Source organism: Paenibacillus sp. FSL H8-0332 (assembly GCF_037963835.1).
Lineage (GTDB): Bacteria > Bacillota > Bacilli > Paenibacillales > Paenibacillaceae > Paenibacillus_AQ > Paenibacillus_AQ rhizoplanae.
Genome location: NZ_CP150145.1, coordinates 6,285,455 through 6,305,385 on the forward strand (window position 1 = coordinate 6,285,455; position 19,931 = coordinate 6,305,385).

At 48.1% G+C, this 19,931-nt stretch carries 19 protein-coding genes; 2 read left to right on the forward strand and 17 right to left on the reverse strand.

Annotated elements, in window-relative coordinates:
* Positions 1-116: 116 nt before the first annotated feature.
* The 3 genes from NST43_RS27160 to NST43_RS27170 all read right to left on the reverse strand — a co-directional run bounded on the left by NST43_RS27160 (position 117) and on the right by NST43_RS27170 (position 3,187).
* A complete protein-coding gene (locus tag NST43_RS27160; protein WP_339220464.1) occupies positions 117-1,562 on the reverse strand; it encodes a caspase family protein in 1,446 nt (481 codons plus the stop codon).
* 190 nt (positions 1,563-1,752) lie between these two features.
* Entirely contained in the window at positions 1,753-2,253 is a 501-nt protein-coding gene (locus tag NST43_RS27165) for a hypothetical protein (RefSeq protein ID WP_339220466.1), read from the reverse strand.
* A 145-nt stretch (positions 2,254-2,398) separates the two neighbouring features.
* Positions 2,399-3,187 carry a hypothetical protein gene (locus tag NST43_RS27170; RefSeq protein ID WP_339220467.1) on the reverse strand — a complete coding sequence of 263 codons (789 nt, stop codon included), beginning with the start codon at positions 3,185-3,187 and terminating at the stop codon, positions 2,399-2,401.
* 180 nt (positions 3,188-3,367) lie between these two features.
* Between NST43_RS27170 and NST43_RS27175 the strand changes: the two genes are divergently transcribed.
* Complete coding sequence (locus tag NST43_RS27175; protein WP_339220468.1) at positions 3,368-3,607, forward strand: hypothetical protein; 240 nt, start codon at positions 3,368-3,370, stop codon at positions 3,605-3,607.
* Between the two features lie 294 nt (positions 3,608-3,901).
* Here NST43_RS27175 and glmS read toward each other — a convergent pair whose 3' ends face one another.
* The 12 genes from glmS to NST43_RS27235 all read right to left on the reverse strand — a co-directional run bounded on the left by glmS (position 3,902) and on the right by NST43_RS27235 (position 17,203).
* Entirely contained in the window at positions 3,902-5,734 is a 1,833-nt protein-coding gene (glmS, locus tag NST43_RS27180; RefSeq protein ID WP_209991757.1) for a glutamine--fructose-6-phosphate transaminase (isomerizing), read from the reverse strand.
* Between the two features lie 656 nt (positions 5,735-6,390).
* Entirely contained in the window at positions 6,391-7,731 is a 1,341-nt protein-coding gene (glmM, locus tag NST43_RS27185) for a phosphoglucosamine mutase (RefSeq protein WP_339220470.1), read from the reverse strand.
* Positions 7,732-7,843: 112 nt separating this feature from the next.
* Positions 7,844-9,295: a CdaR family protein gene (locus NST43_RS27190; RefSeq protein ID WP_339220472.1), complete on the reverse strand. Its 1,452-nt coding sequence runs from the start codon at positions 9,293-9,295 to the stop codon at positions 7,844-7,846.
* On the reverse strand, positions 9,288-10,121 hold the full coding sequence (cdaA, locus tag NST43_RS27195; RefSeq protein WP_209991754.1) for a diadenylate cyclase CdaA: 834 nt from the start codon (positions 10,119-10,121) through the stop codon (positions 9,288-9,290). The genes NST43_RS27190 and cdaA overlap by 8 nt, the downstream gene beginning before the upstream one ends.
* A gap of 211 nt (positions 10,122-10,332) precedes the next feature.
* Positions 10,333-10,947 carry a zf-HC2 domain-containing protein gene (locus tag NST43_RS27200; RefSeq protein WP_036724508.1) on the reverse strand — a complete coding sequence of 205 codons (615 nt, stop codon included), beginning with the start codon at positions 10,945-10,947 and terminating at the stop codon, positions 10,333-10,335.
* Positions 10,948-11,046: 99 nt separating this feature from the next.
* Positions 11,047-11,613: an RNA polymerase sigma factor SigW gene (gene sigW / locus NST43_RS27205; RefSeq protein ID WP_036696241.1), complete on the reverse strand. Its 567-nt coding sequence runs from the start codon at positions 11,611-11,613 to the stop codon at positions 11,047-11,049.
* Between the two features lie 648 nt (positions 11,614-12,261).
* Positions 12,262-15,054, reverse strand: a complete 2,793-nt coding sequence (gene ppc / locus NST43_RS27210) for a phosphoenolpyruvate carboxylase (protein WP_339225540.1) — start codon at positions 15,052-15,054, stop codon at positions 12,262-12,264.
* A 299-nt stretch (positions 15,055-15,353) separates the two neighbouring features.
* The gene (locus NST43_RS27215) at positions 15,354-15,632 is read right to left on the reverse strand and encodes a holin (protein WP_209991898.1); all 279 of its coding nucleotides are present in this window, start codon (positions 15,630-15,632) and stop codon (positions 15,354-15,356) included.
* Positions 15,632-16,342, reverse strand: coding sequence for a M15 family metallopeptidase (locus NST43_RS27220; RefSeq protein ID WP_339220475.1), 711 nt, complete (start codon positions 16,340-16,342; stop codon positions 15,632-15,634). The genes NST43_RS27215 and NST43_RS27220 overlap by 1 nt, the downstream gene beginning before the upstream one ends.
* Entirely contained in the window at positions 16,314-16,706 is a 393-nt protein-coding gene (locus NST43_RS27225; RefSeq protein WP_339220477.1) for a hypothetical protein, read from the reverse strand. The genes NST43_RS27220 and NST43_RS27225 overlap by 29 nt, the downstream gene beginning before the upstream one ends.
* A complete protein-coding gene (locus NST43_RS27230) occupies positions 16,693-16,914 on the reverse strand; it encodes a hypothetical protein (protein ID WP_339220479.1) in 222 nt (73 codons plus the stop codon). Before NST43_RS27230 ends, NST43_RS27225 begins: the two co-directional genes overlap by 14 nt.
* Positions 16,892-17,203, reverse strand: coding sequence for a hypothetical protein (locus tag NST43_RS27235; RefSeq protein ID WP_339220481.1), 312 nt, complete (start codon positions 17,201-17,203; stop codon positions 16,892-16,894). Before NST43_RS27235 ends, NST43_RS27230 begins: the two co-directional genes overlap by 23 nt.
* A 287-nt stretch (positions 17,204-17,490) precedes the next feature.
* Between NST43_RS27235 and NST43_RS27240 the strand changes: the two genes are divergently transcribed.
* The gene (locus tag NST43_RS27240) at positions 17,491-18,753 is read left to right on the forward strand and encodes an IS110 family transposase (RefSeq protein ID WP_339220483.1); all 1,263 of its coding nucleotides are present in this window, start codon (positions 17,491-17,493) and stop codon (positions 18,751-18,753) included.
* A 511-nt stretch (positions 18,754-19,264) separates the two neighbouring features.
* Here the strand turns inward: NST43_RS27240 and NST43_RS27245 are convergent.
* Both NST43_RS27245 and NST43_RS27250 read right to left on the reverse strand, forming a co-directional pair.
* Positions 19,265-19,396 carry a hypothetical protein gene (locus tag NST43_RS27245; RefSeq protein ID WP_339220485.1) on the reverse strand — a complete coding sequence of 44 codons (132 nt, stop codon included), beginning with the start codon at positions 19,394-19,396 and terminating at the stop codon, positions 19,265-19,267.
* A 56-nt stretch (positions 19,397-19,452) separates the two neighbouring features.
* Positions 19,453-19,926, reverse strand: coding sequence for an XkdW family protein (locus tag NST43_RS27250; RefSeq protein ID WP_339220487.1), 474 nt, complete (start codon positions 19,924-19,926; stop codon positions 19,453-19,455).
* Positions 19,927-19,931: the final 5 nt, after the last annotated feature.

Consider the following 19,931-nt stretch of genomic DNA (forward strand, 5'->3'; position numbering starts at 1 on the left):
CTGTGAAACTAATTTTGTTGATTTTACTGATTCTATAGAAGCATCTAATAAACATGAAAAAAAGATAGTCTAAAACCACTATAATTTACCATAAAAAGAATATTTAAAACTACTTTTTAGCGAATTTGGCCATTTAACTCAATACGGCTTGGGTCAACATTAGAATATTGTTTTGTCCGGTAGCCGGTAAAAAACACTTCGGTAATAGTTCCATCTTTAATCTTAAAATTTAACTTTTCAATACGTTCCACAGTCCCTGTTAGTATCAAATATCCAACCGTCATTACACGTATTCTGCTAATACTGTATCCTTCATTCTGAAGACTTGAAATTATATTCGGTACAACTTTAAGGCTACCGTTTATAGGGCTATTTATCAGGCTTTCTAAAAACATATCTCCTAAAAAAGAGGTACGATCTTTTTCGTCTCCAAACAATATCCGCTCTGCACGAATAGTGGCAATTTGATCAGAAGTAAATTTTCTCCCCGATCCCCCACCATACTGCATTTCCATAGAGGCTGTTTCATGCTTTCCTTCAACCTTTTTTAATTCAACCTCCATTACGTCATCTGAACTAGTTGAAGAAATAGTTATATTTTCTATTTTCACCAGATACGCTTGGTTTCTTATTGCAAAAACGACTACTGTTTTCTGATCATTAATCTTACGAAACTCATTCTCCACTTCCGGGACAGGATTCTTAATATTTAGCTTATATACTCCCGTCCTGAGCTCTGAAAAGCCGTTGTGTTCACTACTTATATTGCCCAACCAGTAACTCGTTCCTGAATTATCCATGATTGTCTCCTCATCTGACTTAGGAGCTTGATTCTCTACATCGCTTCTTAATATAATTCGCTTTATTTCGATAGGCTGCCCATCGAGTGTTGAGCTACAAATTGCTGGGACTTGAACACCAGATTGAAATTCAGCGGTTAACTTGGAAGAGATAAAAGAATAAAGAGTGTAAATATCTATTTTCCCTTCTAAATTAGCGGCTGCTCCCGATAATCCTTGGATTAAATAATCACTGAAAGCACCATGACCATTTCGATCATACGCATATTGATGGGCTTGACAGGCAGCAATCACTACTTTACCTGTACCTGTGATCTGCAACCCTCTTAAAATATCTTTACTTCGAGTAATAGAACCACTATGGCATGTATCTAAAAGGCTAATAATTGCTTTTGCTTTTGAGTTGTCTATCATATCTTTTAATTCAGCCATTCGGATCATTGAAGTATCTGTTATTGCAGTATCACCATCAAACGGTACTAAATATCCGACTCCCTCATGTAAATATCCATGTCCTGCCCAGAACAGGAAAAGTATATCTTCACTCGTGGCACTTTCAAAAAAAGCTCTCAATTCTGTTTCTACAATTGATTTTTTTGCAATCGTTCCGGTAAATTCTTGCACATTATCATCAAAAAAGTTCGAGGGTCTCTCCATTAATAATCGTTTTACTTCACTAACATCATTAAGAGTGTTCGGCAAACTAGAAAAATCAGGAGAAGCATTTTTATCTACTGCTACTAAAAAGGCTTTATATGCCATCAGAAGCACCCCTCATTATTAAATGACCTCAGACATTATTATATAGTTCATTATTAAGGAGAACAATAAATACTGATAACGCATATTTACAATGATCAATATTTCAACACTAATTCGAAACATGTATTAGCATACAATATTGTAGCAATCTTCGAAGAGTGATTTATAACAACCTCATTAATACAAGCGATTAATTTGTCAATATAGTATTCTTCATCTTTAAATATCGTTTGAATTCAGGATACTCTGTCATTCCTTTATCCTGCATCCATTTAAAGTATGAGGGATTGTTCATAGCTACCTCTTCAACCCTTTTTCCTTTATATTTTCCAAAGGTCATGTCACCAATAAATGCTTTTAGCACCTCGATCATCTTCTTTGTGTTAATTACAATTAGTTCACGAGTTCTAAATGGTTTAGTTATTCTTTCATCATAAAAGCACTCTTCTAGTTCTTTGCTTCTCTCATCAAACAATAAATCTATTAGCATACTAAACTTCCCATTCTTCAAATGGTCATCAATGAAATAGACATTTGCTCCAATACCACCAAACACATATTCAAGCGAGATTTGAGAATCCAGGTGTTCATTTAACGCACTTTCCGCAAGGTACTTATTTAGAATATTTTCATAATAAGTTGAAATATCCTTATCATAATCAGCTACTAATAATACGATATCCCTTTTCATAAGTAATTCTCCTATTCATTCTCCGTAAGTCTAACCACAATCTATGACCACCATAAATTTACAGCCCCAAACGTATTTTTTACATATAAAACAACTTAGTTCTAATTCAAGAGAACTGCGTTTTTTCATGATTTTTTAAAAGGGATTATTCTCTATCCGGTTCACCGATTTCTTCTAAAAACATATCAATTATGCGGTTAAATTCCACTTTATCTTTTTCAATATCCCAGACAAAGGTTAATAAAGTTTCGAATTCAGCTCTTGTGTATCTTTTATATTGGTTTTTCCTATTTTTACAAAAGAATTCTTTTAACCTCCCTACTTTAGTTTTCTTATCATAGTATAAATTATTCACTTTTTCGAAAGTCTTTATGTTTGAAAATTGTTTATCAAAATAAAAATTGTAACTTATAAATTGAGTTGCTACATTAAAGCTACCAAAAAAACTAAGACTAGCCATCCATACTATATATAACACCTCATATCTAACTATATTTCTTTTAAAATCCTCATCAAAAAATTCCATTTTCTTTGAGTGCTTTAATAACTCATCTAGTGTTATTAAGAACATTTCAAGTTCACGTAACATACTTTCCCCGTCAGAAAAATCTTCATAATAATCATTCTTCTTTACATTATGTAACGAATTTAAAAGTCTTGGAGAAGCATACATTAAGTTGTTCGCAACATGTTTTTTTATATTTTCCTGGATAGTTTGTTCGCTTACATTGTCTTTAATATCATGCATTTTTCTAAAATTGGTAGCAATATCAAAGTAACTGATTACATCTAAGATAACAGGAGCATATAGTTTTTGGTAAATCTCACGTACATTTTTTTCCTTTTCCCTTCTTTTAGTCAACCAATGTGAAACTATTTGCGCTGTTAACGCCGCTGAAGCCCCAATACTAGCTCCTAACAACGGAATATTCAATACAATTCCCCCTCCAATCATTCGCACTATCGATATTTAACAGACATCAATAATATATAAAAGAAGTTATTTAATTACACTCTAACTCCTAATATAACAGTGATTATTTCGATATCAACAAGGAAATACCTTCTATTTTGTAGAACTTTATACCTATAGAACAGGATGGAGGTGAATATTATGACTGATAAGAAAAACCTGCTTACTCCGGGCGAGAAGGCTCCTATTTCAGGACAAGCAAGAGAGGTTGGTAGAAGAGGCTGGCAACCAAGTAAAACCGAAGTAACTCTGGTTAAAGGGAAACGAGTACCATCTACCAGCTCTTCAGGTAGGAAGTTACAGATCATAGATCCAACCGTTCACAAGCGAAAAAGTAATACAAATAGCCGCCTCGAACAGATATTCGCAAGGCGGCTTTAATATTATTATTAACGGCAATCATATAATGCGCGATGCCCCAGCTTTTCGGATACATTTTATTCTATATCCAATATTAATCATCTATTTCACCGCCACATCTCAAATAAAAGACAATTACCAAATTCCAAATGAAAAGAAGGCAACCTGAATTATTCCTTCAGGTTGCCTTCTAGATGTAATATCGGTTTTACACTTTTGTCGTTAGTTTCACTTATTTCTAACTGGTTTTACTCTATTTTTACTGGTTTCACTGTTTTATTTCACTGAACAAAAACATATCCAATTTCCCAAATCCTACTCCACAGTAACACTCTTAGCCAGGTTTCTTGGCTTATCCACATCATGACCCAGGGCCAGAGATGCATAGTACGCCAGCAACTGCAGGGTAACTACAGACAGTGCAGCAGTCAGCAGCGGCAGAGTCTGAGGGATTACGAATACCTGGTCAACGGAGCGGAGCAGGTCGGTTTTGTGCTCTTCGTGGGTGATGGCCATGACATGGGCGCCACGGGCCTTAACTTCTTTGATGTTGCTGACGGTCTTCTCCAGCACGGATTCCTGAGTCGCCAGAGCGATGACCGGAACGCCTTCTTCGATCAGTGCCAAGGTACCATGCTTCAGTTCACCCGCAGCATAGGCTTCGGAGTGAATGTAGGAGATTTCCTTGAGCTTCAGCGAACCTTCCTGAGCTACAGCGTAATCTACGCCGCGGCCGATGAAGAACAGGTGCTTGTGCTCAGCGATTTGCTCGGCGTAGGCTTTGATCGCGTCTCTTTGACCCAGAATGACTTCTACTTGCTCAGGCAGAGATTGCATAGCGGCCAAAATCTTGGTAACTTCAGACTCAGACTGTGTGCCGCGTACTTCAGCCAGATACAGACCCAGCAAAGTGAATGCGATCAGTTGGGAAGTGTAAGCCTTGGTCGAGGCTACAGCGATCTCTGGACCAGCCAGCGTAACCAGTACACTGTCTGCTTCCCTGGCAATGGAACTGCCTACTACGTTAGTGATTGCCAGCACATGAGCTCCGTTCGCTTGACCTTCACGAAGAGCGGCCAGTGTATCTGCAGTTTCACCCGATTGGCTCACTACGATAACCAGTGTCTCCGGAGTTACGATTGGCGAACGGTAACGGTATTCAGAAGCGATATCATTCTCTACAGGAATACGTACCAAGGATTCAATCAGGTTACGTCCAACCAGACCGGCATTATAAGCAGTACCGCATGCTACCACTTGGATATTGCGGATATTCTTGATTTGTTCTTCTGTCAGGTTAAGCTCAGGCAGAATAACCTTGTTGCCTTCCGCATTCATCCGTCCGCGCATTGTATCGCGGTAAGCCTTAGGCTGCTCGTGGATTTCTTTCAGCATGAAGTGCTCATAACCACCCTTTTCTGCGGTAACGGCATCCCAATCGACAGTAATCATTTCCCGAGAAATAAAGTTGCCTTCAATTGTCATTAATTCGACAGCATCCCGCGTCAATACAGCCATTTCGCCGTCGTTCAAAATATATACGTTGCGGGTGTATTCCAGCAGTGCAGGAATATCGGACCCGATAAAGTTCTCGCCTTCTCCAAGACCGATAATCAGCGGGCTGGCTTGACGTACAGCTACCAGTTTATCCGGTTCATATTCAGTCAGAACACCCAGTGCGAACGCTCCGCGCATGTAAGTGATCGCTTTTTGCACAGCCTTAACGATATCCCCATTATATTCGCGGGCAATCAGGTGGGAGATTACTTCTGTATCCGTTTCAGAAGTAAAGATGGCTCCTCCGGCAATCAGCTCTTCCTTCAGGTCCAGATAGTTCTCAACAATCCCGTTATGAACAACCGAGAATTTGTGAGTGTTATCTGTGTGTGGGTGAGAGTTCTCATCGGATGGCTTGCCGTGTGTAGCCCAGCGGGTGTGGCCAATGCCAGCGCTGCCTGTCAGCGGAGTCGCGTCCAGACGGGATTCAAGATTCGCCATACGTCCCTGTGCCTTCACAATCTGCAGACCTTCCGTGGTGAACACGGCAATACCTGCGGAATCATACCCGCGATACTCCAGCTTCTTAAGTCCCTCTACCAAGATCCCCTGCGAATTCTGATTACCAATATATCCTACAATACCACACATTATATTTTCCTCCGTCCAATTTATCGTAATTAGGCGCGCATGAGGAAAGAAACGTGCCGTGCGGCATGTTTTGAAGAAAAGCAAATATGATGTTGTCCATTACACCCAACATGATAACCTGTCAATTACATCGTTAGTCACGATTATGCACAGTCTTCTCCTCTGCCGTGGCAGAACCGTCTGCGTTCCTGCAAATGCGCATACCCATGATTTGTACATCTTTAAGTTAGCACCCACAAAAGCGTTGTGTGCAAGGTCGCCCTCGCATTTTCCGCTTCCATTTACGGCTCTGGTGCATCACCGGGAGGTCCCCGCCGAACATTTCGAACACCTCCACCTCGTCAGCTTACATCTGCCGTGATCCGTTCAGACCGTCCTGCACTACTACGCAGCCACCGGTCCTCCCTTCTCTCCCGCGCATGATCAAGCTCTGGCGCTTGTGTTGCAATAACCTTACGATCCCCGCTTTCCTTCTGGAATGACACTTAGTCTATTATATGCACCTCAACCCGTTTTTGCAACGATGTGGCGAAGAAAACCTTTTTCATCCATTTCATGCTTTTTCCAAACAGCCATGACCTCATTAATAATTCAGCCGGTGAACGAATCGGATTGATCCATCCACCGGCTACCGTTCCTGCTACTTCAGTGAGTGATTAGACCAGCTCGCGCTGAACCACTTCAACAATCTGCCCTACAAAAAGATCCAGCTCTGCCTTATCCGGCCCTTCGGCCATTACACGGATCAGCGGCTCGGTTCCCGAAGGACGCACCAGGACACGCCCGTTGTCGCCCAGCTTGCTTTCCACTTCTATGATCGCGGCCTCAATGGCCGGATTGTTCGGATAATTGGTTTTGTCCTGCACACGCACATTAACCAGCACCTGCGGATATTTAGTCATCATGGACTTCAGTGAGCTTAGCTTTTTACCGGAGGACTTCATGGTATTCACCAGTTGAATCGCAGTCAGAATTCCGTCACCTGTAGTATTATAGTCCAGGAAAATCACATGGCCGGATTGCTCCCCGCCCAGATTATAGCCGCCGCGGCGCATCTCTTCCATGACATAACGGTCGCCGACCGCAGTCTTCGCTGTATTCAGCGACAGCTTCTCTGTCGCCTTGTAGAAACCGATGTTGCTCATTACTGTAGATACAATAGTGCCATCCTTCAGCTTTCCTGCACGGTTCATCGCATCCCCGCAAATGCAGAGTATGAAGTCTCCGTCTACTTCGTCGCCGTTCTCATCAATCGCAATCAGGCGGTCTGCGTCCCCGTCAAAAGCAAGTCCCAGATCCGCACCATGCCGCAGCACCTCTGCACGCAGAGTCTCCGGGTGTGTGGAGCCGAAGCCGTCATTGATATTAAGCCCGTCCGGCTCTGCCCCAATGGCAATCACTTCCGCGCCCAGTTCCTTGAACAATCGTGGTGCCAGCTCATAGGCTGAGCCGTGTGCGCAGTCCAGCACCACCTTCGTGCCCTTGAAGCTCTGGTCGACGGTGGTCTTCAGATACTCCAGGTACAGATACTTCGCTTCATCATCTGTCCGAAGCGTGCCGAGACCTGACCCTACGGGACGCGGCAGTTCATCCTGCTCCGCATCCATCAGCTCTTCAATCCGCAGCTCCGTCTCGTCAGTCAGCTTGAAGCCGTCTCCGCCGAAGAACTTGATTCCGTTATCCTCCACCGGATTATGTGAAGCAGAGATCATAACTCCGGCATCTGCCTGGAGCAATCTAGTGATATAAGCTACAGCCGGTGTAGAGACTACACCCAGACGGATTACATCCGCACCAATAGACAATAACCCGGCAATCAGTGCCGATTCCAGCATCGGACCGGAGATCCGTGTATCCATCCCGATGACCACTTTAGGCTTTTCCACATTTCCTGCCAGCACATATCCCCCGCAACGTCCAATGCTGTAGGCCATTTCTGCTGTTAATTCACGGTTAGCCACCCCGCGTACGCCATCTGTTCCGAAATACTTACCCATCTTTTTTTCTCCTTTTGAATACGCTGCTTCAGCTTAATAAATTATAGTATGAATGATTCGATATTTCGTGTATGTCAGGTGCATATAAATAGACTCGCACATGCCCGGAAAGTTACGTTCCGCCCGTACTGTCGGCATTATTGCCACTTGCGGGCGGCGTTGGTTCAGCCTCCGGCGGAATATGTGTTGGTGTCGGTGTCTCCTCTATAATCTCGCTGGTATGCTCAGGGGTCGGCTCTATAAGCGTCTCGTCCCCAGATGCAGGCTCAGCACTGGGCTCCGGCGTAGGCGTCGGGATAGGGCTACTGTCCGGCGCGGCAGTCGCGGCCGGAGCAGCAGGCGCTACCAGCTCCACCTTCGCAACAAGCTGCGAGGCGGCATTCTGCAGGGTAATGAACCGGGGGAGCGACACCTGGAGAGTAACATCGTAAACACCAGCCGTAAGCCCCCCGACATCTGCAACCACACTGATGCTATCCTGGTCGAGCTGGTCCAGCAGTGTTGGCGCACCTGATAGGGTCAGATCCATAGCGGCGCTTCCAGGGTCTAAGATACGGGCTGTCAGCCCGCTGCTGACGCCCTCCAGCTTAATGGGGATGGCCGGGAGGGTCCGCTGGGTAATCTCCGCCGCAGAGACCGCTACGGTCATTGCCGCAGGTTCAATCTTGCCTGTACCCTCCGGAGGCTTAAGCTCCAGCTTCATCTGCTCTGTGCCCGCATTCTTGATAGCACTCAGATCCAGTACAGCCTCATACGAGGATAAGGTCTTAAGGGTCTCTGCACTGCCGTACACCGTTACCATGTCCTGTTCAGGCGTTACCCTGGACAACACCAGTGAACCGGGCAGACTGCCGGTGAAGCTGATGTCCAGCGGCAAGGTTTTGGACGGGAGGGTAACAGGCACTTCTACCGCTACTGTAGAGGGTTCAATGACCGCATCCTCCAGCTCATTCCCCTTACTGTCCAGAGCAAAGAGCTTCAGCCTCTTCTCGCTAAAAGTCTCATTCTGCCCCTCCAGCTCCACCTTCCCCTGCACCTTCGCTACCCGCCCAAGATCACTTGCCGGAAGAGTAACCTCTACGGATACCGGGTCAATCACAGGACTGCCTACTTCATAGCCTGCTGCCGGCTCTCCCGTAATATTCAGCGAGACGGGAAAAGACTTCGTCGTCCGCGCCTCGATATGCACATTCACCTGATTCGGGACCATATCATCCAGGGTTACACCGCTCGGTGTCGAATACATCAGCGGAAGCGTGTTATCGCCGGGCTTCACATCCTTCAGATCCAGCCATACCCGATACGCATCGGAGAACTTGTAGGTCAGATCGGACTTCTTGCCTCTTACTTCCATCCTGACGCTATCCACATCCTTGGTCAGTACATAATTCTCACTGTCGAAGCCTTCAATCTCCACTTTGACATTCTCAATCGTCTTCGATTCGGTATTAACCGTAGTCTGGTACGCTGGCGCTGTATCCACATGCACAATGGTCCACAGAATAATCCCTAGAGCCAGGGCAAGGATCTTGTTGAAGTTGTTGTTCTTCATCCATTTATCCATTGTCTTTATTCCCCCTCCGTTTCCAGAAAGCGGAGCTCTTCTCCATCAGGGGCGAGCTGCTTGCACTCAGCTCTTGGTGCAGCTTCGAGATCAGGGACTCTTCCTTGATATCCCGGACAATTTGTCCATTAATAGCCAGTGAGATCTGCCCCGTCTCCTCGGAGACCACCACAGATACCGAGTCTGCAACTTCACTGATACCGATGGCAGCACGGTGCCGGGTTCCCAGCTCCTTACTGATGAACGGATTCTCGGACAACGGCAGGTAACAAGCCGCCGCCGCGATCTGGCTTCCCTGCATAATCAGCGCCCCGTCATGCAGCGGCGTGTTGGGGATGAAGATATTAATCAGCAGCTCGGAGCTGACCTCAGAGCGCATGGCGATCCCGGATTCCGTATATTCATTGAGCCCCGTGGCCCGTTCAAATACGATCAATGCCCCGATTTTGCGCACAGCCAAATAATTCACGGCTTTAATCACTTCACCGATTAACTTGCTGATCTCCTCATCGCTCTCCGCATTCCGCCCGAAGAACTTACCCCGCCCCAGCTGTTCCAGCCCCCGCCGCAGCTCCGGCTGAAAAATAATAAAGATCGCAAACACCCCGAACGTAAACATCTGGTTCATCAGCCATTTCAGCGTGTATAAGTCGAGGAGCGTACTGCCGCCCCAGATCACGACCAGCACCAGAATTCCCTTCAGCAGCTGAACTGCCCGCGTCCCGCGCACCATATTGAGCACTTTATAGATAATGTAGCTGACAATTAGAATATCGATTATATCTTTAATGGATTCTTTCCATGTAAGGTCAGTGAAGTAGCTCATGGCCGAAAACCCCCGTCATTTCAAATTAGCTGGGTTTATGTAAATTGTCTGTTAAGCTTGAATCTTATTCTAGGTTATAACGTTCCGCCTCCGGTTGCAAGTTTAGCGGCTGGTAAATTGCAGAACCTGTATTTTCAGGCAACAAAAAAGCGCCATCTTTCCGGAAAAAGAGGCGCAAATGAGTTATCTGCTACAAGCGACCAACATTTAGCTATCGGTAGGCAACTTCAGAGAACATGTTCGTCACTTTATACCAGATCCAGCTTACTGCTTGGTCTATACTTTTGACTTGCCCGGAGATATGGGCGGTTGAAGCCTGATACAGCGAGCCGTCGATTACCGTTACGTTCCCGTTGACTTCCCCGTAGACTTGAGTCTTCCCGTTCTCCACCGTCAGATCGCCGGAGATAATTTTGCCGGAGGGTACAATCACCGTATTCCCCTTGATCACAACCTGGTCGAGGTCTGCCCCTCTAACCACAAGCTGCCGATCCTGATTCCAAAAGGTTACGGAGCTCATCAGCATCACAAGAATGAACATGGACGCCGCCGTCAGGGCCGGATGTCGCTTGATCCAGGTGATGAAGGCTCTTTCCTTCTTGGGTTTCGGTAATGAATCCATAATCCGGCCAACCAAATCCTCCGAGGCCACAGGTGTCTGGTGCATCAGGGAAAACATCAGCATATCGGTCTGTTCCAGTTCTTTGAACCTCGCACGGCACTCCGTACAGGATAAAAGATGCTCCTTCAATTCCCTCTGCTGCAGGTCGGGCAAGTCGTCATCCAGGTAGTCGTGCATCATAGAGACGGCCAGTTTGCATTCCATAGGAGCCAATCCTTTCATACGTGCTAATTTAGTGCATAAGACTTGCTTAACTTACATACGTCCCTGCAATGCAGGAGTTTCATAAAAAATAATCTATTTTTACAATTTGGGTCCTAACTTCTTACGTAAAAACTCACGGCCCCGGTGCACCCGGGTCTTGATCGTCGTTACAGGCATATCCAGCACATCGCCGATCTCCTGAAGCGACAAATCCTGCAGATAGCGCAGAATCATAACCGACCTGTACTTCACGGGCAGGCTGTCGATGGCTTCATAGATGAGTCTCTGTGTCTCCGAGAGCAGCAGTTCCGTCTCCGGGGTCACATTATCGCTCGGAATCATCGAATACCCGTCAATCCCCTCCTGGTCGTTCATCTCGGCATCCAGGGAATAGGTCGGACGACGCTTACGCAGCCGGTCAATGCAGAGGTTCGTGCCAATCCGGTAGATCCATGTCGAGAACTTCTGCTTATCATCATACCTGTCCAAATTTCTGTAGACGCGCAAAAAAGTCTCCTGAACAACATCCTCCGCCTCATGGCGGTTATTCAGCATACGGTAAGCCAAATGATAAATTTTGTCTTTATATAGTTCCACAAGCTCGGCAAATGCCCTTTGGTCACCCTTCAGGGCGAGCTTTGTCAGTCTGCCTTCCAGATTCTCCACCTGTTAACTCCCCCAGACTTGCCGCCCTTGGACTGTCAGCTCTTCGAAGACCACGGTACAAGCATTTAAATCGTAAATCATGTGCCTTCAAAAATCAAGGTTTGTATTGTTACCTTCTATATAATGTGCTGGAAAAGCTTGCTGCGGGACGCTGGCGGCTGATCGCTGAAGGAACCCCCTGGCCCCCTGGCGGCTGATTAGTCGCGGGCTGCGCAGAACATTTGGACTTCCGGTCGCTGTTATTGGCAGATTTCCTGATTGGAACCGCAGGCTGCGGTTGAAATCTGCCAATAAAGGCGAACGCTATCGCTCCTACAGTTCCAAATTTCCGCTTCGCCCGCTCTATCAGCCTGGTTCCCCCACTGCTTTTCTTGTTGCCCAAGTATATCTCAGGCAACAATGGGGTGGGGCATGGGCTCGGCCGGGTCCCTGCCCCCCGGCCTCCCTTGAACGACAAAAACCCCGTCCCTCCTCTAGGTAAGAGGCGAACGGGGTTGAAGAACAACGCCTTCAAAATCTTATAAAGCGGCTTCGCCGACTTTGAAAATCAAAACCTTAAAGCGGCTTCGCCGACTTTGAAAATCAAACCTTAAAGCGGCTTCGCCGACTTTTTAGATCAAGATCGTCAGAGCGAGTGCTCACAAACCATCAGCCGGTATTCCGAAGACCGGCGGCAATACCATTGATCGTAAGCAGCACTTCACGCAGCAGCTCAGCGTCATCTCCCTCAACCTCACGCAGGGCGCGAAGCTCGGCGAGGAGCTGAACCTGCAGGTAGCTGAGCGGATCAACGTACGGATTACGCAGGCGGATCGACTCCTGAATGACTGGAACATTATCCAGAATGTCCTGCTGTCCGGTGATCTGGAGGATCAGCTCGGAAGTCAGCTTGAACTCGGCCTCAATCTGGCCGAAGATTCGCACACGCGCCTCCTCGTTCTTGCCCATACCAGCATATTCCTTGGCGATGACCAGATCCGCCTTCGCAAGAGCCATCTGCAGCGTATCGATCAGGGTCGTGAAGAATGAGAAGTTAGCATACATATGCTGCATGATCTTCATATTCTCTTCCTTGCCCTCATAGAAGCTCTGCAGACCGGTTCCGGCGGCATACCATGCTGGAAGCAGATAACGGCTCTGCGTCCAGGCGAATACCCAAGGAATTGCACGCAGGTCCTCGAAGCGCTCGCTATTCTTCCGCTTCGAAGGGCGTGAGCCGATATTCAGCTCGCCTACCTCCGGCAACGGGGTTGACTCTTTGAAGTACATAAGGAAATCCGGATCACGGAAGATCAGATCCTGATACTTGTTCAGCGAGACTTCAGAGATACGGGCAATAATCTCATCCCACTTGGCTTCGTACAGATCCGCTTGCGGCGATCTGGCATGAATAGCCGCTGTAATCAGCGCAGACGTCGCCTGCTCCAGACTGCGGTAAGCAATACCTTTCATCGAATACCGGGAGGAGATAACTTCGCCCTGCTCGGTAATCTTAATCCCGCCGCCAATGGTGGAAGCCGGCTGGGCCAGAATGCTCCGGTTGAGCGGCATACCGCCGCGTCCGAGGGCACCGCCGCGCCCATGGAAGAACTTCAGCTTAATGCCGAACTCATCGGCAGCCGCTGTGATCTGCTTCAGGGCCACACGCAGCTCCCAGTTCGCTGTAACCACGCCGCCGTCTTTATTACTGTCGGAATACCCCAACATGATCTCCTGCAGATCATTCATCGCAGTAACCGCATCGCGGTAGATCGGCATACTGAGCAGCGTACGCATAATCTGCGGCGCATCATGCAGGTCGTCAATCGTCTCGAACAGCGGCACAGCCTGCAGAGTACAGACTACCGTACCGTCGTTATCTTTGCGGAACAAGCCGACTTCCTTAGAGAAGACCATAACCTCCAGAATATCGCTTGCCGCCTCCGCCATACTGATTAGATAGCTTGTAATACACTGCTTGCCGTATTCCTCCTGTGCCTCATAGATCGCACGGTATACCGCCAGGCATTCCTCTGTCCCTTCACTATACGACTGGTAAGGGGAAGTCAGCGGACGCGGATCATTCAGCAGCTTCTCCAGCAGCACAATCTTCTCTTGCTCCGACAGCTTGGAGTAATCCGGTGTAATATTCATCTTGGCCAGAACCTCTGTCATCGCATTCTCATGCTCTTGGCTGTGCTGGCGGACATCCAGCGTAGAAGTGTGGAAGCCGAACAGCTCCACCTGACGAATCAGCTTCTTAATGTAGGTATCTGCTACATAATCGGCGTAGTGATGCCGCAGGCTGCGGTCAATCACGTTCAGGTCGTCGATGAATTGCGCCGGGGATGCGTAGCGCTCTGGTGTTCCTTTTTTCTCATCGTCCAGCACATTCTGGGTCTTCGAGATCATATAGCTAAGCTTAATCCGGTAAGGCTCGTTATCATTACGCCAGGCATCGACCCGGTTGAGATTGATAATATTCCGGTCTGCCTCAATGGATTCCAGCAGCTCCGGCGTCACATTCACAATGCTTGTACTAAAGCTGAGGTACTGCATCAGCTCGCGCATAATACGCTGGTATTCACGAATAGCCAGCTTGCGCTGCAGACGGAGAGTCTGCAAGGTAACGGATGCCTTCACGGACGGGTTACCGTCGCGGTCTCCCCCGATCCATGAACCAAAACGCAGATAGGTCGGCACATGCCAGTTCTGGCCCGGATAATATTTGCTCAGACAGCGCTCAAGCTCCTGATATACATCCGGCAGGACTTCAAAAATCGTCTCATGGAAGTAATACATCCCGTTACGCACTTCATCCAGCACCGTAGGCTTGCGGTCACGCAGTTCATCGGTCTGCCACAAGGTAATTACCTCATTCAGCAGCTTCTCCCGGAGTTGTTCGCGTTCGCGGAAGGTTAGTGTCGGATTATCCAAGCCCATGACGTCGTCGGAGATCCGTTTGTGAATATCGAGGATCGCACGGCGCATAGCTTCAGTAGGGTGAGCGGTCATAACCAGCTCGAGCGACATGCCGCTCATGATCTCAAGAACCTCTTCGTGGGAGAATTCCCGCTCGCGAAGCTCTTGAACCGCGCTCTCAATTGACCCCGGCTGTACAGTCTCCCCGGCAGAACGTTCGTAGTCGCGTTTACGGCGAATCCGGTGGTTCTGCTCGGCGATGTTGACCAGCTGAAAATAAATCGCGAAGGCACGGATCACCTGATGGCGATTCTCCGGGTCCAGTGAGCTGATCAGCTCTTTAAATTCGTTGTGCAGTTCAGGCAAAAACAATGAGCGCAGCGATTTGCTGGTCTCGCGGATCTTCTCCACAATCTCCAGCAGTTCGTTGCCGCCTTGGTGTACCAAGACTTCACCCAGTATGTTCCCCAGGAACCGTACGTCTCGCCGCAGCAGATTGTTGGAGTTGCTTTTGCTAACGGTAGTCGTAAGTTCGGTCATGCTGCTCCCCCCATCCTCTTCCGGATCAATGCTCTTAACATTGTCTATTTGAAAAGCTTTCTTCATATCATACAATAAAACCGCCCGGAAATCTTCAACTTTATTGCGCGGTAAAGCAGTGCAGTGATTTCGATTATACACCAAACCGGCCATTTATGCAGTCTCAAAAAATTATGTATTTCTTCCTGTTATATTCTCTCTTTGATATATGCTGTATGCAGTGATCATGTGAAGTTATATGACGCAAACGACAAAAACAGCCAGCTCCGCAGAGCCGGCCGTTCATCGCAGGTTAACTTTTATTTCATTGTGTGCCCTGAGCGGTTGTTGAATGCCAATTCGAATAATCCGGTAGCCGATAACCCGGCCAATCCTCCTGCCCACAGACGCAAGGTCAACTCCAGCTCTGTAAAAGGATACGCCGCCGCTCCAACCAGCAGCCCGATGGCAAGTCCGATAAAAGGGATGCTGTTACGCGGTAAATGGGTATTATTTTTGATCAGCTGCACCAAGGCAAGAATAAATACGGCCAGTATGGAGGCAAAAGCCAATACATGATCCAGCAGTTCGCGGTTCATCATGAGATTGCTCCTTTCTGCGGTGTGGTAGTGATTTCAACGGTGTTGGCTGCCGGATGGTAAGCAATCTTAGCTCCCAGCGCCTCCGCAATTTTACGTGCAGGAACGTAGGTAACCCCACCCTCCAGCCACCCGTCCGCAATCTTCCTTCCATTAACCTGTATTGCAACTTTCAGCTGAGTCTTCACCGCTTGTCCCTCCTTGGGCTTGATCCGTTCAATCACCGCCTCCACGGCCGCAGCCGCAGGCTTTTTCCCCGTCCGCAGCTCCGTCAGACTTAATCCGAAGCTCATCTGCAGATGCGGGTAATCCTTGAAGCTAGTCCAGTCGCCGCCCCATTCGAACCCAATGGCCTTAGCGTGCTGCACCACCTCCAGCCAATCCGTGGTCCCATTCTGATTCCCGTCCCTGTTCATATCCCAAGAGACGCCCCAACCATTCGGAAGCAGCAGCGCAAAATCCACTGCCAATCCATAATTGTGATAACTGTACCCGCCACGCGCATTCGTCACGATCGCTCCAGGCCGGGTTCGCCCCTGGGCATAGAGCGCATCCTGTTCGGCAATCGTCCGCAGGCCTTGCGTGATCAGGATGGGAATCCCGCCAGCATAACTGCGTTCAATCAGTGTGGTCGCTGCGGCAAGGACGGCGGGATGAAGCCCGGACAGGCGGGCAGCGGATTTATTCAGGACTTGAGCCAGCGTCAGCATGCGATTCCTCCCCTTTCCTGATTTCAGAGAGGACCACGAACAGATCCTGGCGTCTGGTGTACATCAAGAGGGTTAGAATGACTAGCCCTATGGTGGTTCCTGTCTGGGCAATAGCCCAGGCATCCGATTGCAGCGAGCTTCGTATAGCGTCCGGGGCGGGAGCGGAGCTGAATCTGATCCAGAAGGCCACCGCCATTTTAACCGTATACGCCCCTAGGAAAAAGAACGCCGCCAGCATAAACAGACTGACCACGCGCACCCGGAATCTTCGGCGGAAATACAAAAAAAGCGCAGCCATCAGCAGCAGCGCACAGATAAAGGATATAGAATAGGCCAGTAACAACACAATATCAATGCTGCTCATCTTCTGCCCCCCGATCATAGATTAGGAACTCTGCGAACCCGTTGTTCCTGATTTCATCCTGAATATCTTTCGAGACATTCTTGTACCTGCGGATAGAGAGCGATACTTTATGTCCTGCCAGCGCCAGCCTACGCTCTCTGTCCCGGTGCAGGGGCGATAGACGCTTGATCCACGCACTCAGCACGTTATCCCTCCCTGTCTTCTTCATTAGTACTACTGGTGTGGCTGTTTGCGGAATGGTCTATTTTCAATCGCTGCAAGACTTCAAGCGTGGGTGCCATGAAGTCTGACCGTTCTTTGTCGAGGATATTCTGCAACCGGTCCCGGTCCTCCTCGGCACGCTCCAGCAGTTCACGCGGCACCAGATTCCCCTTCACAATCGACCGCAAAAGCACAAGCATAATCATGAGCAGAATCAGAGCGATAATATAAGCCAGTCCATACTTATCTGCAAGCGGCAGCAGCTTCTCCAGATTCGCAACATCGTTGCTGTCCATTGCTTCACTCCCTTCTGTGTGGTTATTAAAGTAGTTATTAAAGTAGTTCTATAAGACGCACTTAAGATTTAAACTTGAAGCTTCATCGTCACTGCGGTGAACATTTGGACTTCCGGCCGCTGTTGTCTCCAGATTTCTTGAATTATACCGCTTGTTGCGGTGGAAATCCGGAGACAAAGCATTCCTGTATCCCCTTAAATTTGGGCTTTGAAATTTAACGAGCACCTCCTTATGATAAATGGTGTCCACGACGACAGCCAATCATCTATAAGGAAGGTGCTCTTACTATGAAGTTTAAACAATCGGCCCAACAAAATCAACGCATTGAACGTATTACCCCTCATCATCTTATTGTGGGGATCGACATCGCCAAATTCACTCATGTCGCTCGTGCCACCGACTACCGAGGCATCGAACGTGGAGCCTATCTTTCCTTTTCCAATGATCAGGAGGGGTTTGAAAAGCTGTTTCAGTGGATGCAGGCGCTCCAGATCCAATTTCACAAAACCGATGTCATTTTCGGTGTGGAGCCCACCGGTCACTACTGGTTCAATCTGGCGCTCTGGCTTCAAGAGAAGCAGCTCGAACTCGTTCTCGTCAACCCTTTTCAGGTGAAACGCAATAAAGAAAACCGGGACAACTCCCCAACGAAAAATGACGTCAAGGATGCCTTAGTGATTGCCGACATGGTCAAGAATGGCTACTACAGCGACCTATACCTGCACACGGGACCGTTTCAGGCGCTTCGGCAACTGGTCAACACCAGAGACTACATTTCCAAACAAGCTTCCAGTATAGTCAACCAAATCTACCGCTGGACTGACATCTACTTCCCTGAGTTCCAGCAGGTCTTTAAAGACATCACTTCGAAGACCGCTCTGGCAACGTTAGCCGAATTTGCTCACCCTTCCGATCTTTGCACCTTGTCGGTTCAAGAGGTCATTGTAGGGTGGAAGAAGCGTTTAAAACGTGCCGGTAGCCACAAAGTCGCCGTCGCTCTCCTCCACGCGGCACAACGAACGGTAGGCAGCCCAGAGTCCGTCGAAGAAGCTAAATTGAGTCTATCGATGCTTTTACAGCAACTACAGTTATTTCACGACCAAATGGAGCTACTGAAGGAGAAGATTCATCACATCCTTCAAACCATTCCCGCGACGAAGAGCTTGCGATCGATTAAAGGGATCCATGACATTACCTTGGCGGCGTTATACAGTGAAGCAGGTGACTTCAGCCGCTTTGCCCACGGCAACCAATTACTTCGTTTAGCTGGTTTACATCTGTCGGAGAACAGCTCAGGCATCTACAAAGGCCAAGTGAAAATTACGAAGCGAGGGCGACCTGGACTGCGAAAAATTCTCTTTATCGCCGTATTTCAGATGGTCTCCGTCAATCCGGAATTTCGGGCACTTCATCAGCATAACAAACGAGTGAAACACATGACTGGCATGAAGTCCATCATGAAGCTGTGCGGGAAGCTCGCACGCATGCTTGTAGCGATGTCCAAGAAGGGTTCCGACTATGATGTGTGCAAGGTAAACTCTGCAGCCTAAGACCGAAAGTATTCACTTGCCAACTGGCTCATTCGCAGGATTCATCATGAAGCATGAGTACCGTTACGACCGCCTAAAGGGCTCAGACCCGTGGACAAAGCACTGACGGACTCCATCTCCTTGATAGGTGTAACGAAGGAATGTAAGGGCATCGACCCGTTGAGACATGGGAGGGTAAACCACAAGGTTAAAGATGGAGCATGCAAATAAAGGGATTTAATGGGAATTGTCTTGTGTCCCCTTATTTGGTTATGCCCGTACCGCCACCTTAACCCCCACCCGCTCTGCTTCGTTACTGCATTTGTATTCATAACGAATGAAATCCTGCGAATTAGCGAGCTAGCGTAAGAAAACTGAATCATAAGGAGGGAGGCGGACGCTACCGCTCCTACAGTTCCAAATTTCCCCTCCGCTTCTTTTGCTTTTTGTTTATTTCTTCAGTGCTTCTCATATAACCCCCGGACGGGTCCGAGGGCAAAATAAAAACGCCGTGAGCGGCGCCTGTGGCAATCTACTCTTCAGTTACAAGGAACGTAAGTCCGTTCTCCACCAGAATCTGCTTGACCGCAGGCTTCAGCGTAGAGGGGACCTCGCTATACTTCGTCTTCCCCAGCGTAACGCGTTGTGCGAAAAATAAGGCCATTGCTCTCACCACCTTTCTATTAATATGCGTAAAGCTTAGGCGACCCCGCCGAACGTTTAAGAATAGACCTGGGTTGCCATTTCAGCAATAATATCCTCGATGAAGTCCGCACGCTCGGACAGCGCATGATTCTGCGCTCTCAGCATCACATTCTTTTGCTGCAGCTGCTCCATCTCCGTCAGCACCGGCGGCTTGTTCGCCTCGGCTTCTTGGTACGCTTCCCACGCCGCCTGCAACTCAGCCTCTGTCGGCTGCGGCACATCCAGCTTCCAGACCGCAATATGCGGCCCCCGTTCCACCAGATCATAATCCTCGCCTTCGACCAGTAGATTGTAGTCAATGCCATGGCGGTAGTGGACGCCCTCTACGGGTTGTTCGGCAATTTCTGGCGGCTTGATCTCGTAGCGGACCCGGCCTTTGGCTTCGGCTCCCAGCCGCAGGACGGGTTCCGGTCCGTTGTCTTGGACGATGAAGTCCTGCAATGAGACTGCTGTTGGGTATAAATGCATGATTGATAGAGCTATATTCATATCTT

What these genes read in the sequence shown, in the direction of transcription:
- NST43_RS27200 (WP_036724508.1), bottom strand. Translation starts at nt 10,947, where the DNA reads ATGGAATGCAAACTGGCCGTCTCTATGATGCACGACTACCTGGATGAC.
- NST43_RS27220 (WP_339220475.1), bottom strand. Translation starts at nt 16,342, where the DNA reads ATGCTGACGCTGGCTCAAGTCCTGAATAAATCCGCTGCCCGCCTGTCC.
- NST43_RS27190 (WP_339220472.1), bottom strand. Translation starts at nt 9,295, where the DNA reads ATGGATAAATGGATGAAGAACAACAACTTCAACAAGATCCTTGCCCTG.
- ppc (WP_339225540.1), bottom strand. Translation starts at nt 15,054, where the DNA reads ATGACCGAACTTACGACTACCGTTAGCAAAAGCAACTCCAACAATCTG.
- cdaA (WP_209991754.1), bottom strand. Translation starts at nt 10,121, where the DNA reads ATGAGCTACTTCACTGACCTTACATGGAAAGAATCCATTAAAGATATA.
- NST43_RS27175 (WP_339220468.1), top strand. Translation starts at nt 3,368, where the DNA reads ATGACTGATAAGAAAAACCTGCTTACTCCGGGCGAGAAGGCTCCTATT.
- NST43_RS27215 (WP_209991898.1), bottom strand. Translation starts at nt 15,632, where the DNA reads ATGAACCGCGAACTGCTGGATCATGTATTGGCTTTTGCCTCCATACTG.
- NST43_RS27235 (WP_339220481.1), bottom strand. Translation starts at nt 17,203, where the DNA reads ATGGACAGCAACGATGTTGCGAATCTGGAGAAGCTGCTGCCGCTTGCA.
- NST43_RS27225 (WP_339220477.1), bottom strand. Translation starts at nt 16,706, where the DNA reads ATGAGCAGCATTGATATTGTGTTGTTACTGGCCTATTCTATATCCTTT.
- NST43_RS27250 (WP_339220487.1), bottom strand. Translation starts at nt 19,926, where the DNA reads ATGAATATAGCTCTATCAATCATGCATTTATACCCAACAGCAGTCTCA.
- NST43_RS27160 (WP_339220464.1), bottom strand. Translation starts at nt 1,562, where the DNA reads ATGGCATATAAAGCCTTTTTAGTAGCAGTAGATAAAAATGCTTCTCCT.
- NST43_RS27230 (WP_339220479.1), bottom strand. Translation starts at nt 16,914, where the DNA reads ATGAAGAAGACAGGGAGGGATAACGTGCTGAGTGCGTGGATCAAGCGT.
- NST43_RS27245 (WP_339220485.1), bottom strand. Translation starts at nt 19,396, where the DNA reads ATGGCCTTATTTTTCGCACAACGCGTTACGCTGGGGAAGACGAAGTAT.
- NST43_RS27240 (WP_339220483.1), top strand. Translation starts at nt 17,491, where the DNA reads ATGAAGTTTAAACAATCGGCCCAACAAAATCAACGCATTGAACGTATT.
- glmM (WP_339220470.1), bottom strand. Translation starts at nt 7,731, where the DNA reads ATGGGTAAGTATTTCGGAACAGATGGCGTACGCGGGGTGGCTAACCGT.
- NST43_RS27165 (WP_339220466.1), bottom strand. Translation starts at nt 2,253, where the DNA reads ATGAAAAGGGATATCGTATTATTAGTAGCTGATTATGATAAGGATATT.
- glmS (WP_209991757.1), bottom strand. Translation starts at nt 5,734, where the DNA reads ATGTGTGGTATTGTAGGATATATTGGTAATCAGAATTCGCAGGGGATC.